Annotated in this window: 10 protein-coding genes; 3 read left to right on the top strand and 7 right to left on the bottom strand. The window is 45.6% G+C overall.

All coding sequences use genetic code 11. From position 1 onward, the window contains the following. Window positions 1-16: 16 nt before the first annotated feature. From IRJ18_RS12975 to IRJ18_RS13005, 7 genes are all read right to left on the bottom strand, one after another. The gene (locus IRJ18_RS12975) at window positions 17-1,426 is read right to left on the bottom strand and encodes an MFS transporter (RefSeq protein WP_228072847.1); all 1,410 of its coding nucleotides are present in this window, start codon (window positions 1,424-1,426) and stop codon (window positions 17-19) included. Further along, the gene (locus IRJ18_RS12980; protein ID WP_194106754.1) at window positions 1,423-3,276 is read right to left on the bottom strand and encodes a glycoside hydrolase family 13 protein; all 1,854 of its coding nucleotides are present in this window, start codon (window positions 3,274-3,276) and stop codon (window positions 1,423-1,425) included. The genes IRJ18_RS12975 and IRJ18_RS12980 overlap by 4 nt, the downstream gene beginning before the upstream one ends. A 1-nt stretch (window position 3,277) precedes the next feature. After that, complete coding sequence (locus IRJ18_RS12985) at window positions 3,278-5,734, bottom strand: glycoside hydrolase family 31 protein (protein ID WP_194106755.1); 2,457 nt, start codon at window positions 5,732-5,734, stop codon at window positions 3,278-3,280. 116 nt (window positions 5,735-5,850) lie between these two features. Further along, window positions 5,851-6,915, bottom strand: a complete 1,065-nt coding sequence (locus IRJ18_RS12990; RefSeq protein WP_194106756.1) for a SusE domain-containing protein — start codon at window positions 6,913-6,915, stop codon at window positions 5,851-5,853. Window positions 6,916-6,981: 66 nt separating this feature from the next. Continuing rightward, window positions 6,982-8,574 (bottom strand): RagB/SusD family nutrient uptake outer membrane protein, encoded by a 1,593-nt coding sequence (locus tag IRJ18_RS12995; RefSeq protein WP_194106757.1) that lies wholly within the window; start codon window positions 8,572-8,574, stop codon window positions 6,982-6,984. Window positions 8,575-8,616: 42 nt separating this feature from the next. After that, a complete protein-coding gene (locus IRJ18_RS13000) occupies window positions 8,617-11,634 on the bottom strand; it encodes a SusC/RagA family TonB-linked outer membrane protein (protein ID WP_194106758.1) in 3,018 nt (1,005 codons plus the stop codon). A gap of 669 nt (window positions 11,635-12,303) precedes the next feature. Next, the gene (locus tag IRJ18_RS13005; RefSeq protein ID WP_194106759.1) at window positions 12,304-13,917 is read right to left on the bottom strand and encodes a DUF6377 domain-containing protein; all 1,614 of its coding nucleotides are present in this window, start codon (window positions 13,915-13,917) and stop codon (window positions 12,304-12,306) included. A 143-nt stretch (window positions 13,918-14,060) separates the two neighbouring features. On the opposite strand from IRJ18_RS13005, the gene IRJ18_RS13010 reads away from it, so the two are divergent. The 3 genes from IRJ18_RS13010 (at window position 14,061) to IRJ18_RS13020 (ending at window position 17,268) form a co-directional block, all read left to right on the top strand. After that, window positions 14,061-14,525: a (2Fe-2S)-binding protein gene (locus IRJ18_RS13010; protein ID WP_194106760.1), complete on the top strand. Its 465-nt coding sequence runs from the start codon at window positions 14,061-14,063 to the stop codon at window positions 14,523-14,525. Continuing rightward, entirely contained in the window at window positions 14,525-16,660 is a 2,136-nt protein-coding gene (locus IRJ18_RS13015; RefSeq protein ID WP_194106761.1) for a xanthine dehydrogenase family protein molybdopterin-binding subunit, read from the top strand. Before IRJ18_RS13010 ends, IRJ18_RS13015 begins: the two co-directional genes overlap by 1 nt. A 215-nt stretch (window positions 16,661-16,875) precedes the next feature. Further along, entirely contained in the window at window positions 16,876-17,268 is a 393-nt protein-coding gene (locus tag IRJ18_RS13020) for a VOC family protein (protein ID WP_194106762.1), read from the top strand. The last annotated feature ends 50 nt before the right edge of the window (window positions 17,269-17,318 follow it).

The following is a 17,318-nucleotide window of genomic DNA, read 5'->3' on the forward strand; positions in this document are numbered from 1 at the left end:
TTTTGATAGATGATGTTTATTCAGCTACTATTAATTTTTTAGATACTTTGATATCGCGGCTATCCTGCACATATAGTACCGATACCGCTGCGCACAGCATAAATATGCCCGCCAGTACAATGGCATAAATGGCCTGACCGCCGAAGATGTTTTTTACTACCCAGCCGCCAAAAAAGCCATTAACCACTTGCGGAATGGTAATGAACAAATTGAAAATGCCCATATACACCCCCATCTTCTTAGCCGGGATCGATCCGGAAAGGATGGCATAAGGCATGGCCAAAATACTGCCCCAGGCCAGGCCGATACCAATCATGGGGATAACCAGCATGGTAGGGTTTTGGATAAAAAATATGGATACCAAACTTACCCCTCCGGCAATCAGCGATAAAGCATGTGCCGATTTGCGGCTGGTTTTACGGGCTACAGCTGGCAACATCAGGGCGTAAATGGCCGAGATACCGTTGTAAATGCCAAAACAAATACCTACCCAGTTACCCGCGTCGGCAAAGGTGGCAGAAGTGGTATCGGTTGGCGCTACATGATAAACATGCTGGGCTACAGCCGGTGCCATAAACACCCACATAGAGAACAGCGCGAACCACGAGAAGAACTGCACCAAACCCAACTGTTTCATAGTGGCGGGGATGTGTGCCAAGTCGCGGAAGATGGCGGATAAACCCTGGTGGCCTTCCTCGGCTTCTTCATGATCGAACTGCCGGTAAACCGCAGGCGGATATTCTTTAGTAGTGAAAATAGTATATAACAGGCTAATCACCAGCACCGCCGCGCCCGCGTAGAACGAGAACAGGATATTATCGGGAATATGGCCTTTAGGCGCCACTTTAGCAACACCAAGCTTTTCAGCAAATATGTAAGGCAGCCACGAACCGGCTACCGCCCCAATGCCTATTAAAAACGTCTGTACAGAAAAACCGGTACTGCGCTGACTATCCGGCAGATTATCAGCAACCAATGCCCTGAAAGGCTCCATAGCCACGTTAAAGGTAGCATCCATAATCATCAGCATACCCGCGCCGACCATTAGCGGCGGCAGGAACATCAGCATGGATGAATTGGGCATCAGCACCAGCGCTATAGCTGCCAGGATACCCCCGGTAAGGAAGTATGGCTTGCGACGGCCCAGTTTGTTCCAGGTGCGGTCGCTGTAATGGCCGATAATAGGTTGAACGATCATGCCCGTAATAGGCGCTGCCAGCCAAAACAATGAGAGGTGCTCTACATCGGCCCCAAATGTTTGCAATATGTGCGACGCGTTGCCGTTTTGCAAGGCAAAGCCAAACTGTATCCCCAGGAAGCCAAAACTCATGTTGAAGATTTGCCAAAAGCTTAGTTTCGGCCGCTCTATTACCTTTTTCGCTGTAGGCTTCACTGTTACCTCCTCCTGTTGTTCAAGCGCAATCATTTCTTTAATTCAATTACAATTGTGGTTTTGGCAGGTATAATTACCTGCTTTAAATTAGTTAGGTTCTTGCCGGTCAGCACATCAACACCGCTGGTGAAGCCAGCCATGCGTTCGGTGAAATAGCCGGTATCAAGCATTGTTTCCTTGTCGTTGCCGTTGTAAGCTATCATCACAGTGCTTTTTGCGTCGTACCTGAAATAAGTATACACGCCCTGGCGCGGGATATACTGCATCATTTTACCGGTTTGCAGCGCGGTGCTGGTTTTACGATAATTGGCCAGCGTGCGTACAAAATCAAAGGCTTCGTTTTCCTGCTTACTGCGCCCGGCTTCGGTGAATTTATCTTTCTTATCACCAGCCCAGCCGCCCGGGAAATCCTCACGTACCTTTCCATCCGGGTCGCTGTAGTTTTTCATCAGTATCTCGTCGCCGTAGTACATTTGGGGCACGCCGCGCATGGTGAGCAACATGGCCATACCTGCTTTGTATTTGGTAAAATCTTCCTTTACCATGCTGTAGAACCGGCTCATGTCATGGTTATCTAAAAAGATAGTGTTGCGGGTTGGGTCCTGGTACATAAAATCCTGCGCCACGATGTTGTACAGGCGGTTAACGCCGTCTGTCCAGCCTTCTTTACCATTCAGGGCTTCGTATATAGCGTCTTTTATCTGCGCATCGGTTACACCGGGCAGTTGGGTGTCAAAGCCACGGTTAACGGTATTGCCCTGTGTAAAATAAGCCTGGTTAGGCACCGACCATACCAGCGTTTCGCCGAAGATGGACAAGTGTGGAAATTCGGCTTTTACCTTGCGGGCCCAATCGGCCATGTAGGCGGGATCGTTATACGGGTAAGTATCCAGGCGGAAGCCATCAACACCGGCATATTCCACCCACCAAATATGGTTTTGGGTAAGATAGTTCTGCACATAGGGATTGTTTTGATTGATGTCAGCCATACTGCGATCAAACCAGCCATCCAGCATTTGTTTTTTATCGGCAGCAGCACCGTGGGGGTCCATCACTGCCGCGTCGCGGAAGTTGGAGTTGGTATATTTTGGCCACTGGTGTACCCAGCTTTTCATCGGCATATCCTGCAATATCCAGCCTTCGGTACCGGCGTGGTTATGCACCAGATCTTTAATTACTTTCAGGCCTTTTTCGTGGCATTTAGCTACAAAGGTTTTGTACAATTCGTTAGTCCCGTAACGGGGATCGACTTTATAATAATTAGTCACCGCGTAGCCATGGTAGGATGCGTGGGGCTCGTCGTTCTCAATCTCCGGCGTCAGCCATATCGCGGTAACGCCTAAGTTTTTCAAATAATCCAGGTGATTGATGATACCCTGCAAATCGCCGCCATGACGAGAATACATCGAATCGTGGCTTAAACCTGTTTCGCGCATACCGGGGACCACATCATTTTTCGGGTCGCCGTTGCTGAAACGGTCGGGCATAATAAGGTAGATCAGGTCTTTATTTGTAACACCCTGCGCCCATTGCGCTGAGTGATTGCGTTGCATCAACTCATAATTATAGACCAAATCCTTGCCACCGGCTTTTTTAAAGCTGATAGGAAATTTGCCCGGTTTGGCTGCCGCCGATATTTCCAAATCGATAAACAGGTAGTTAGCATTTTCAACCTTATGCACCGCTGCCAGCTTTACGCCGGGATAATGCAGGCTTACCGTGCTGCCCGCAATGTTTTGCCCGTGTACCAGCAATTGCAGCTTACGGTTTTTCATCCCTGCCCACCAAAAGGCCGGCTCTACTTTATCCAGCGCGGGTATTTGCGCCATTAGGTAGCCCGATATCAGGGTGAAACAAAATGGTATGGTTAATTTCAGTTTCATATTAGTAGCTGATGGAGAATGCTTCCCCGTTATTTTTTATAATGATACTTTTTACCTTCTCACCTTCGGTAGCATTGGCCGAGCCTTGCGGATCGAACTTACTGAGCGGGTTCAGGAACGATACAAAATCGTCATTCATATTGATGCTTTTGCCGTTCATTTTAAATGCCCCGTTCCCGAATCCATGCATCATCACTTTTATTTTATTGAATTTCGATTTCAACGCACCATCCGCTTTAGCGAAAGCAATCTCGCGCTTAGCCGCATCATAACTGATCAGGCGTTTAAAGTAAGCGCCGTTCTCGTAGTTAAAGCTCTCGCCGTCGTCCTCGTAATAAGTATAGTTGTTGTTTTGCGCGCCCTGGTAAATGTGTACCATTAGGGTATCGGTCGGCTTTTCAGCAGTACTTTGTACCAGCGATTGCATAGGGATAATGCTGCTTTCCTTCACATAAACCGGCAGTTTCTGCATACCTACTTCAATCAGCTTTTGTTCGCCACCGGCTTGTACCGCGCCATCGTATAAGTTATACCATTTGCCAGCAGGGAAATATACTTTACCAAACTGCGCGCCCCCCTCGAAAGGCATCACCAAAAATGCGCTGCCAAATAGGTATTGATTTTGGAACTGCGTGTTATAGATATTCTGATCCTGCGTATAATCGATAGCCAGTGAACGCATTACCGGTTTGCCGGTTTGGGTGGCCTCGTAAAACGTGCTGTACAGGTACGGCATCAGTTTATAACGCAGACTGATATAGTTACGCGATATTTCCATTACCTCCTCGCCAAAAGTCCATGGCTCGGCCGACTTGGTGTTTACGGCCGTGTGATTACGGAAGTAGGGGTTAAACGCACCTATCTGTATCCAGCGGGCAAATAATGCTGGTGTTGCACCACCGGTAAAGCCGCCAATATCCATCCCGGTGAACGGGATACCGCTTAAGCCCATGCTATTCAGTAAGCGTACACCTGCCAGCATGTGGCTGTCCTCCGAGCGGTTATCGCCAGTCCAGATGGCGGTATAGCGCTGCAAGCCTGCATACCCCGCACGGGTTAATACAAAAGGGCGTTTATTGAAAGCCACTTTTGCCCCCTCGTAGCTGGCGCGGGTCATTTGCATGGCGTAAACGTTGTGTGTTTGCATGTTCGATGCCTTGCGGCCGTCATAATCGAATATAATATTGTCCGGCATTTTTTGGCCCCAGGTCGCGATCTCGTTCATATCATTCCAGATACCGCTGATACCATCTTCGCCGTATTTTTTCAATTCGCTGCCCCACCATAAGCGCGCCTTGGGATTCGTAAAATCGGGGAAATGACACCACCCGGGCCATACCTCGCCGGTATAATTTGTGCTGTCGGGATATTTGGCAAAAATGTTCGCGGCCAAACCACGCTCGTAAGTACCGTAGCCTTTTTCCACCTTCACGCCGGGATCGACGATGACAGTGGTTTTAAAACCCATATCTTTTAACTTGTCAGTCATTTTTTTAGGATCAGGGAAACGTTCCTTGTCCCAGGTAAATACTTTGTAATGATCCATGTAATGGATGTCCAGCGTAATGCCGTCGGCAGGTATCTTCTTTTCGCGCAGCGTTTGTGCAATGCGGAAAACCTCGGTTTCGGGGTAATAGCTGTAACGGTTTTGCTGGTAGCCCAGGCTCCACAGCGGCGGCATTTTCATGCGACCGGTTAGCTGGGTATATGAAGAAATGATGTCCGCAACCTGTTTATGATAAATGAAGTAATAATTCATCTCGCCCCCGCGCGCGCCGAAGAACGAGAAGCGGTTGTTGCTGGCACCAAAGTTAAAATCGCTTTGATAGGTGTTATCTAAAAATATACCATAGTTTAAGCCATGGTGTATGCCCATATAAAACGGGATAGTAGCATAAATAGGATCCTGATTGGCCTGATAACCAAAAGCATCGGTATTCCAGTTGGTGTAGCCGTTGCCACGGCGGTCAAGGTCGCCGGTTTTTTCGCCGAGGCCGATGAAGCGCTCGCCGTCCTGCATATGTTTGTAGGTAGTCACCGATTCGTTCACCCATGAGGTGGTCAGGCCGGTTTCATCCTGGTTGATGATCTTACCATCGGTAGTATAAAACGTAACCGCGAATGGCGATTTGGTAATAGTAGCCTTCAGCGAATCGGTGACGATAGTTACTTCGCTTTGGGTTTGTGAAATAGTAGCTTTAGTTTTTTGCGGCTGCGCGATAACGGCGTACGAGAAATCGGCAGGCAACTGCTGCTTATCCATACGGACGCGGATAATGTTAGGGCTGTACACGGTAACTTCCGCGAAAGCGTTATCGGTAGTAATGTTTATTTGCTGGCCATTTATAGTAACGTTACGCACATTACCCACGCTTTTAACCGGGCTGTTCTGCGCAAAAGCACCCACATATCCTACCACTAACAACAAGATTAACAGCCAGCGAAATTTAATGTACATTTTTAGAATTTTAGAGATAATACGATATCATTCACCCATTTTTAGGCGTGATATTTATTAGGGTAAAATTTAGTTTTAATAATCCGGCCTGCTTTGGGCAGGCCGGATAAGAAATGTTATTGTTTTACCAGCGTATAGGTAGCCTTTGCATTATCGGTGCCGATAGGTGCGAAAGTAAACTTATACGTGCCGTTTGCAGCAACCGGGATGTTGTCATCATCTGACGACGCCAGTGTGCTGCCATTAGCGCCAGTTTTAGGGATACCGTAGCTAATTGTCCAATCGTGGTTTTTACGTACTTTGAACTGGCCTGTTGAAACTAATGGTATGGTGATCTCCCATATTTGGGTGCCGTTGTTAAATTTCATGTCGGTATCGTTTCCCCAGCCACCTGCGGTAGCATCCCCAATAACGCTGTAATACGCAGCCGCTTTAACCATAGTAATGGTATTGGCGTTTAAATCTACAGTTACCTGGTACAGCCCTGCACCCGGTGCAAGGATATCGCCACCACTGGTGCTGATCTTCCCGCCACCTGCATCACCATAAGCTACATCCCATTTTTTGGCTGGGGTAATTTTAAAGTGAAAATCGGTGCCGGTATAGTTGATAATACCCGTATAAACGCCATTGCCTGTAGCCGATTGCAAGCTATCCGCTGTAGCCGGGTTCCAACCCTGATAAGCACCTGGTACATAAACATAAGCCACCAATGGGAAAGGTGTAGCAGTAATAGTACCTACGTTTGAATAGACAATGCCTGTAGTTGAAGTTGGGCTTAAAAATGATTTTAAACGAACCTCAACCTGCGACGCTGAAGTGAACGGCAGGTTCATAGATAATAACAGGTTGTTAAAATCCTGCACTGTCCAGCTTTTACTCAGGGCTGATGCAGTTAAACCGATCTCGACGGGCTTAGCAAAATTGGTTCCCTTAACCGCCAGTTGCAAAGTGTAATTAACGGCAGCATTATAGCCATAACTTTGCGGGGTAGCCGTAATAGTAATGGCATTAGCCGTTAAGGTAGCCTTATTTAATGTAGGCGCGGTGGTAGATAAAGTCAAAGTGCTGGCTGTTGGATTGCTATTGGCCACTACCCTGGTTTCATCTTTTTTGCATGCTGCCAGCACTGTTACAGCCAGGCAGCTTAATGCTAAAAATTTGGTAATTAATGTTTTCATCTTTACTCTCAGGTTAAAATAAGTTTTGTTTAAAGGGCATGGCCTTGCAGCCACGCCCTTATATTTTTAGTATCCTGTGTTTTGTTTAAGTGTCGGGTTAGCGGTAATATCATCTGATGGTATCGGATAGATATTCCTGAACGATTCCACACCTTTACCACCGGCTACACCGCCTTTAAACGGCCATAAGTAGCTGGCATCGGTAAATTTACCGTAACGCACCAGATCGGTGCGGCGGAAGCCTTCCCAGTATAATTCGCGGGCACGCTCGTCAAGGATAAAGTTCAGGTCGATAGTTGCAACAGCACCTGTAGCATTGCCATAAGCACGTGCGCGCAGGGCGTTGATGTAACCAAGAGCAGTAACCAAATTGCCACCGCTACCACCACGTAATACAGCCTCGGCATATATCAGGTACATTTCAGGTAAGCGGAAGATTGGAAAATCTACATCGCAAAAATCAGGGCTTTGGCCTTGCGCACCTGTACGGGTCACGTTTTTGTATTTAGTAACCGCGTAACCATCAGTAAATGCGCTGATATCTTTGATTTCGAGATTTTGGCCGTTGGTATAGAACTGCGACCGTTTATCGGCAGCACCTGTAGCATCGGGGAACAGGTTAACCAGGTTTTTAGTAGTACGTGCACCACCCCAGCCGCCGCCGATACCGAATTGGCTGGCGCTTTCTGAACCACCTACCGCTGCATGCACCAGGAAGGTTGAACCGCCGTAGCTTTGGGTATGTAAACCATCATAATTAATGGTCATAATAAACTCGTTAGTATTTAAGTTATTATCAGCCAGCATTAACCATGGGTAATTAGTTACCAGGCTATAGCCAGCACCAATTACTTTACTTGCGTAAGTAATGGCTTCGGTATATTTAGCGGTGCCTGTGTAAACCTGCGCATTCAGGTATAAACGTGCTAATAAAGCCCAATCGGCGGCCTGATCGGCGCGGCCGTATTCATTGCTTTTTGGCGCGGCTAACTGGCCATCAATGGCTTTCAGTTCCGATTCAACATAGTTAAACAATTCGGTACGTGAAGCTTGTTTAGGTACGGTAACACCAATCACATCGGCATCTGTAACCAATGGCACGCTGCCAAACAGGTCAAGCAGTACCCAATATTGATAAGCCCTTAAAAAACGGGCCTCAGCGCGGAACTTGCGGATGTTATCCGCATCGGTACCGGTAATGCCGCGGCTACTTAATTTATCATCAGCCGACTGGCGGATAAAATCGTTTGCCAGGGTAACCTGGTAAAGCGAGCGGTAGTATAAGCCTTTCAAGAAAGGGTTGCTGGCGCTCCAGTTCATATTATGAAAATCCTGGATACCAACGTCGCCCCAGCCTATTACAGCCTCGTCGGTGCTTAGTTCCTGGGCTTTCCAGAATAAACGTAAAAAGTCGGAAGTACCCTCGTCAATGCCTTTTATATCTTTGGTGTTATCATCGCCAGCAGGGCCCTGGTTACCGGTTAAGGCAAACGCTCCGTAAACTTTACCAGCAGCTTGTTTGTATCCAGTCACAGTGCTGTAAACCGTTTCTGCCGTAACATCGTTAGTAGGCAGCAAATCCAGCTTTTTGGTACATGAAACCAATGTACCTGTTATTATCAGGGCTACAATGGCTTGTTTGATCATATTTTTCTTCATATCGCTATATTTTTTGGCGTATATATGGTTATATACGGTAGCTTAAAATTTCAGGTTTACTCCTAACACAAATGTGCGCGGCCTTGGGTACAGGTTATTGTCTATGCCACCGCCAACTTCAGGATCGACACCTTTATAGTTGGTAATAGTGAATACATTCTGTACGTTGGCGTTAATGCTCAGGTTTGCGCTGCCTTTTAGTATTTTACCAAAAGAATAGGCAAGACTGGCATTATCCATTTTCACGAACGACGCGTTTTGGATATAGTAATCAGATAAAACATTTTTATCGCTTTTGCCGCTCAAGCCACTTTCCAATACACTGGTTGAACCATTGTTCAAATATCCCAGCGGATTGAATATGCTTTGCTGTGTACCCGCGTTAGAGAATACGTTGTTATAAGCGTAGTTACCCAGGCTTGAACGCATTACCACTCCCGCTGTCCATTTTTTATAGTTCAAGCTGGTTGAGAAACCAAGGAAGAATTTAGGATCGGGACTTTTATAGCGGTAAAGGTCTTTCTCGTTAATAGTGCCATCGCCATTACGGTCTACATATGCACCGTCAATAGGTTTGCCGTTAGCATCATATACCTGCTGGTAAGCATAAAAAGAATTGCGCGGAGAACCAACTGAGTTTATTTGTATATTATTACCAGTACCGCCAGATATGCTACCTGTAGCATTGCCCGGTGAAGTTGGATCATCAACCAGTGTTAGCTTGGTAATTTTGTTCTCGTTATAGGTGGCATTGAAAGCTACGTCCCAGGCCAGGTCTTTTTTGCGGACTACTTGTGCGTTGATAGAAAACTCGACACCACGATTAGTCATGTCACCCACATTGGTTACAATTTTATTAGAGAAACCCTGACCGGCAGAGATATTTACCGAGTTAAGCAAATCGGTGGTGTTTTTGTAGTAAAAATCGATACTACCGTTAATCCGACCATTCAGGAAACCATAGTCAAAAGCCACGTTGGTGGTAGCGCTCTGCTCCCATTTACGCCTTGGGTCAAAACCGGCCGGCCTGTATAGCGCGTAAAAGTTATTACCTATCTGGTATTGCGCATGTGAATCGCTTAAAGCATAATACGATGCGTAGGCATAGTTATCAATGCCATCCTGCTGACCGGTTATACCATAACCTAAACGTAATTTCAGGTTAGAGAAAGTAGTATTGCCTTTCATAAACGGCTCTTCATTAATATTCCATGAGAACGCGCCTGAAGGGAATACCGCGAAACGGTTATCGGGGCTAAACCTTGATGAACCATCACGACGGATAGTACCGGTTAAGGTGTATTTATCATCAAAAGTATAATTTACACGGCCATAGTATGATAATAACCTGTGCTCCGGCTTATCGTAAGGAAAAGTTGGGTTGGTTACTATAGTGCCATCAGTTGTTTTGTCTGGAAAGTTATAGTTAGTTGTAGTATAATCATAATACGCGTAACCTGCAACCACATCTAAACGGCTATTGATAGATTTCAGGTCTTTCACATAGTTCAAATATGCCTCGAATGTGGTATTGCTGATAGTAGTACGATATTCGTTATTGGTACCGCCATGATATACGTTATTAGCATCTTTAAATCTGTTAAAGCCCGATGCCGCTGTTGAAGGGATAACAATAGTGCCTTTACCTTCCGATACGTCATAACCTAAGTTTACGTTCAGATGCAGATCGGGCAGGAAATGGAATTTATAATCCAACTGCGCGTTGCCAATGCTGCGTTTAACATCGCTTTTATCAGTTTTTTCCTGTAGTAAACCAACAGGGTTACGTGGCGCTAATTGTTTAAGGCCGGTAGCTGATGTTGGGTCGGCATCAAGATATTCATAATAACCTCCATATTTAGTATTACCGGATAGTATTGGTTTTGTTGGGTCGAAGAAAGTAGCTGCGCCAATAGCATCCTGGTTAGCAAAACGCACTTTGCTTTCCGATCCCTTTAAGTTAATGTCAACTTTCAGGTGGTTATCAAAAAACTTAGGCGATAAGTTGATAGCGCCTGAAGCCCTGTTAAGGTAACCGGTTTTAAGGATACCTTTTTGATCAAGGTAACCAACCGATACACGATACGGCAGGTTTTTACCCGCTGTACCAGAAACACTCAGGTTATTATCGTTGCTGAAAGCATTTTGATAAATTTCCTTTTGCCAATCGGTATTGCTATTGGTTAATAAAGCTTTATAAGTACCCGATGCATCGTTAGCGTTTACATAAGCGCGTAATTGGTCGGCACTAAGTACGCTTACCTCTTTTGGCAAAGTAGCCACCGAACCCTGGGTGTTAAAGTTAACCTGTGGTTTGCCTGAAGTACCTTTTTTGGTAGTGATAATTATTACACCGTTTGAAGCGCGCGAACCGTAAATAGCCGTGGCCGATGCATCTTTCAGGATGTTGAACGATTCGATATCATTAGGGTTAATTAACGATAAAGGGTTTGGTGCACCCGGAATGTTATCATTGCTCAGTTGCACACCGTCCACAACGATCAACGGGTCATTGCTGGCGTTTAACGAAGCGCCGCCCCTAACACGGATAGTACTGCCCGCACCAGGCGCGCCACTGTTTGAGGTGATAGATACACCGGCAACTTTGCCTGCAATTAATTGCTCGGGCGAGGTAATGTTACCTGTCTGGAAATCTTTTGAAGTTACGGTGGTAATAGCGCCGGTAACGTCCTTACGGCGCGCGGTACCATAGCCAATAACCACAATCTCGTTCAGGCTTTTTGATGATGGTTGCAGGTTGAAGTTTACCACAGCGTTATCGGCACCTATAGTTACCGATTTTTGTGCAGTGATATAACCAACAAAACTAACCGAAAGCGTATAGGTGCCCGGTTTTACGGCGTTAATTCTGTACGCTCCTGTCGCATCTGTAGATGCGGCAATAGCTGTACCGCCAATGGTTACAGTGGCACCCGGCAGCGATTGGTTGTTCTCATCAACAACTTTACCGGTAATACTTCTTGTTTGCGCAAACAACTGGCACGAAATAACCAGTAATGCAACAAGCAGCATATACTTTTTTAAATAATAGTTTCTCATTTAATTTATTTTAAGGTTAATAATGGGCATTGGGATTGGTATTTTTCCTGGTTGTCTGTGCAAATTGCTGCCCAAACAACCCCGGCGCTTAACCGCCTGATGGCTTGCAGGCCATTTAATTGGTAGACTTTAGGTTGGGTAAAGTGTCGTCATACTTAAAGTTTATTACAGGTTTTTAAAACTTTTATTCAATGGCTGCTAAAACATTGCTATTGTGTTTCATGATGCCTTAAAAATTAAAACATTTTATTAGGCAACAATGAAGCCACAGGGCTATCATTTTATATCAGCGTACAGGAAAAAAATATAATTGGTTAAATGTTTATTAACACCGCCTTTTTATTTGGCTGAATGCTTTATAACAACACAAAGAAAGTTGAGCAGATTAGGGTAACCTATTTATTTATTAAAAATTTAATTAAAATCGATGTTTTTAAAAATTAAGTTACTAATAATCAAACAATTACAAATTAACACATCGCAAAAAATTTAATGGGTTTGGTAAGTTTTTTAATACAATTGAGATGCGATTTTAGGAAAGAACCCTACAATGGGGTAATAATTATCGCGCCATTTTGAATTTATTTCAGGATATTACAGGACAGGTAAACTACTTGATGGGATACCGAAACAAGTTCGGCAGGACGTTAGGACGAAGTTTTAAAATGATTACCTACCGCTAATATCAACGGCTTTAATGGCCATTATACGATGTTCAAATTCATCGCCGTGAATGAGGGCCTTGGCTTTGATGCGTTGTTTGTATACGTAAATAGTTTTTTCCGAATACTCCAATATCTTGGCAATGGTTTCCGTATCGGAGATACCCATCCGCATCAGGGCGAAGATGCGCAGATCTGTGGTTAGCACCTCATGTTCTTTAGGCCATATCTGGTCTTCCTTATTAAACAACGCGTTAAACTCCTCAATAAAATTGGGGAATATCTTAATAAACACATGGTCGAAGGTATAGAACAGTGTATCCCGTTCTTTCTTGATATTGATGTTGTTGGCCATCAGTTGTATATCGTCATACTTTTTAATGGACAGCTTGGTATCAACCGAACGTTTAATGCGTTCCAATTGAAGTATATAACCCGATATCACGTTAAAGAAATAGCCAATATAGTCTTCCATTATTTTGGCGCCTTCCAAAAGTTTCAGGTTCACTTTTTCCAGCTGCACGTTTTTATCATCAATTATCTTTTCCTTCTGCTTCAGTTTTTTCAACTGCTTAGACAACAGGATGGAAATTACAATAACCAGCACCGCCAATACGGTCACAATGCTTAAAAAAATGATAAAACGTCGTTCTTCCCTTTCTTTATAGGTAATTATTTCCGCGGCTACAATAGGCATTAATGTCCCTATCTGGATTTTACGCTGACGGGCGCCATAAAACTCGGCATCGGCCTGGGCGTATTTTAAGGCGATATAGGTGTTCTGGATATCGCCCTTTTTGTACAGCAGTTCGGCCAGCCAAAACAAGGCTATCGTTTCCTTGGTTGATGACCGGATGTCGCTCATGGTAGCGCGGGTCAACAGTTCAATACATTTATCCTTTTGGGTGTTCAAATAAACATTGCTCAATGTTGATGCGACAATGGCATATTGATGCTCTGTCAATTTTTTAGGATCAAGCAACTGATTGAATATGGCGGCTGCAGAATCGATATGGCCATTCTTTAACTTCTTATACCCCGTAAGATAAATATTATCGTACGACCCGGGTTTGCTTAGTTTAATAGCCGAATCGATATACATATTGGCCTGCATTTTATAACGCGGGGAATAAATGCGGTCGTTATCATAATTGGCCAAATCGTAATAAGCGCGGGTAAGTATCGAATAGTACTCCACTTTTACGCTATCGTCCAGGTTATGCACATCAATACCGTGCATACTATCAAATGTTTCCTTAAACATCCCCGATGATAGCAGGATGAAACCAATTTTTATTTTACTGAAATCTATTTTGGCTTTATCGTGCAGGGCATTGCTTAACCCCTGCAGCTTATTGGCATATACATAGGCCGAATCGTACTGATAAGACTTATACTCATCATATAGTTTATTGCAAATATTAAATTGCCTGTTAAGATCGGTTCCCGGAACAGAAAAGAGCGCGGCCTTCAGGTGTTGAATACGCACTTCCTTCTGATGGTCGTAATAACTTTTCTTGCCAAATTCCGCTTTCAGCTCATCAAACAGGTTGTCTGTTTTTGAATCTGAAAATGCGGTCAGCGCCGAAAAAACCAGGAAAAATAATAACAGGCCTCTCATAACCAGGGGGTAGCGCTTCAATCTACATTTAATTAAATGGCTAACAATATAGTAAATATATCATATGTGTATGGAAAATTTTACCTGCCAAAATGTGCAGATGTTCACATTAATCCTAAATTTGATAGATAAATCCAATATTTATGGCTACATATCATTTATCTGTGAACAACAAGCCGGTAACAGTAACCGCCGACGAAGATACCCCGCTGCTTTGGGTACTGCGCGACCAGTTAAACCTGGTAGGTACAAAGTTTGGTTGCGGCATTGCCCAGTGCGGCGCCTGCACCGTGCATATCGACGGCGAAGCGGTGCGTTCCTGCTCGTTCCCGGTATCGGCGGTTGATAAAAGTAAGATAACTACCATTGAAGGTTTAAGCGCCACAGGTACCCACCCGGTACAAGCGGCCTGGTCTGAAATGGATGTAGCCCAATGCGGATATTGCCAGGCCGGCCAGATAATGGCGGCAGCGGCTTTATTAAAACGGGTGCCCAACCCTACCGATGATGATATTGATGCCAACATAACCAATATATGCCGCTGCGCTACGCACTACCGCATACGCAAGGCCATACACTTAGCCGCAAAGAAGGGAGTTAAGAAATAATGGAAGCTGTATCACGCCGTAGTTTTTTAAAAATAACCAGCATTGCCGCGGGCAGCAGCCTGGTTTTGGGCTTTAATTTTTTAAACGATGCTGTAGCCGGAGATATAGCCGATGCTGTTTTTTCGCCTAACGCATATATAACCATTAGCAATACCGGCCTGGTTACATTAATGGCCCCTAACCCCGAAATTGGCCAGGGTGTAAAAACATCGCTGCCCATGATACTGGCCGAAGAGCTTGGTGTGAAATGGGATGCCATACATATTGAAATGGCACCTTACGACCCCAAATATGGCGGACAGGTGGCAGGTGGCAGCGGCGCTATCCGCGGCAGGTTTGCGCCTTTACGCAAGGCCGGTGCTACAGCACGCCAAATGCTGATCACCGCGGCCGCTCAGCAGTGGAACGCGAAAGAGGATGAGTGCTATGCCGAAGACGGTTATATCATCCACAAACCCAGCGGTAAAAAACTAAGCTATGGCGAACTGGCCGCAAAGGCCGCTACCCTCCCGGTACCCGCCGACGCACCGTTAAAAGACCCTAAAGACTTTAAGATCATAGGCACACGGGTGCATAATGTAGATAACCATAAGATCATTACCGGGCAACCCCTGTATGGTATTGATACCCGCCGCCCGGGGATGTTGTTTGCTATGGTATCACGCCCGCCTGCATTTGGTAAGAAACTAAAATCGTTTGATGATACCGAAACCCGCAAAGTAACCGGCGTGAAAAACGTGGTACAGGCCGATGGCGTGGTGGCCGTATTGGCTACATCAACCTGGGCTGCAAAAAAAGGCCGGGACAAATTAAAGGTTGTTTGGGAAGATGCCAGCCCGCTGGAAAGCACTGCCGAACATGAAGCTGCGTTTGCCAAACTGATAGAAACGAAATCCGACAATGCTGCCCGTAACGATGGCGATTTTGATAAAGCACTGGCATCAGGTGGTAAGGTGATAGAAGCAGTATATTCTGTCCCGAACCTTTCTCACGCGCCAATGGAGCCTATGAACTTTTTTGCTGATGTAAAAGATGGCAAAGCCGATTTGTTTGGCCCTACCCAGGTACCGCAAGCTATGCGGAGCGAGGTAGCAAAGGCTTTGGGTATCCCGCCTGAAAATGTAACCCTGGGGATGCCGCGCCAGGGTGGTGGCTTTGGCCGTAAGCTGCGCCCGGATAACGGTGTAGAAGCTGCTTTAATATCCGCTGCAGCGAAAGCCCCTGTACAAATGATGTGGACACGTGAGGATGATATACAAGGCGATTATTATCGTCCGGCCAGCATGTCTAAATACCGAGCGGTAATTAGCGCCGATAACCAACTAATAGGCTGGCACGCTAATGCGGCTGTATTGACTGGTGGCTCTGCCACTATGCGTAACGGCTTCCCGGCAGCGGCCATACCAAACTTCAGGCTGGACAATCATAGCTTAAAATCTAATATACCTACAGGCCCATGGCGCGGACCAACTGCCAATGCTGCCGCTTTTGGTGATGAAAGCTTTTTGGATGAACTGGCTATTGAAATGAAGAAAGACCCTATTGCCCTGCGACTGGAACTTTTAGAGAAAGCCAAAAACCAGCCCGCAGGACAGGCAGGTTATAATATTGATAAATTTAAAAGTGTGATAAACCTGGTGAGCCAAATGAGTAACTGGGGTAAAAACACCAATAAAAACACCCACCAGGGTTTCGCCGCTTATTATTCTTTCAATACCTATGTAGCACAGGTAGCTGAAATTACTTTAATAAACGGTATGCCACGCGTAAGCAAAGTATACTGTGCCGTTAATTGCGGCCGGGTAGTGAACCTTGCCGGTGCCGAAAACCAGGTTGAAGGCGCAATTATTGACGGCTTGAGCCACGCACTGTTCAGTAAGATCACCTTTGATAAGGGCGCTGCAGTGCAAAAGAATTTCCATAGCTACAAGTTTTTGCGGATGAAGGACGCGCCTTTAGAGGTGATCGTAAAATTCGTCCCATCTGAAGATGCACCGACAGGTTTAGGTGAGCCCGGTCTGCCCCCTATTGCGCCGGCCGTAGCCAACGCCATTTTCGCCGCTACAGGTAAAAGGTACAGGAATTTGCCATTTGAGCTGGGCGCACAGAAAAGTGCGCCGAAGACGAGGGCGTAGGCCACACACAACATGTCATTTCGACCAGCGGGAGAAATCTTCTACGTGCAGGCTGTCTGCATGTAGAAGATTTCTCCTCGTTCGTCATTCGAAATGACATAATAGGTTTTTCGCTTAAAGGTTGTCGCAAAGCACCCCCACATTGGCACTATCGCACCCACCAAACCAAATCCATTCCCGGTAGTTTTGTATATACACCAATCAATAACAAAGCTATGTTTAAGGACACAAAAGCATTCAGCGGATTTTCTGTAGACGATATAGAGAAAGCCGCGCAGTTTTATGGAGAAACGCTTGGACTGGAAATCACCCGGAAAGAAATGGGCGTTACCCTGCTGGGTATAAAAATAGCCGGGAACGAAAATAACATTATGGTTTATCCCAAACCAAACCACGAGCCTGCTACCTACACCATTTTAAACTTCCCTGTAGATGATGTAGAAAAAGCTGTAGATGCCCTGGCCGCCAAAGGTGTGCAATTTGAACACTACGATTACGATCAGCTAAAAACCGACGCTAAAGGCATCGCGCGCGGCAACGGCGGCCCTGTCATTGCCTGGTTTAAGGACCCGGCAGGGAATATTTTATCAGTTTTGGGGGATAAGTAAAAAGTATATCTTGCGTCATCCCGAACTTGTTTCGGGATCTCACAGGACAG

The sequence above is a fragment of the Mucilaginibacter boryungensis genome (assembly GCF_015221995.1).
Taxonomy (GTDB): Bacteria; Bacteroidota; Bacteroidia; order Sphingobacteriales; family Sphingobacteriaceae; genus Mucilaginibacter; species Mucilaginibacter boryungensis.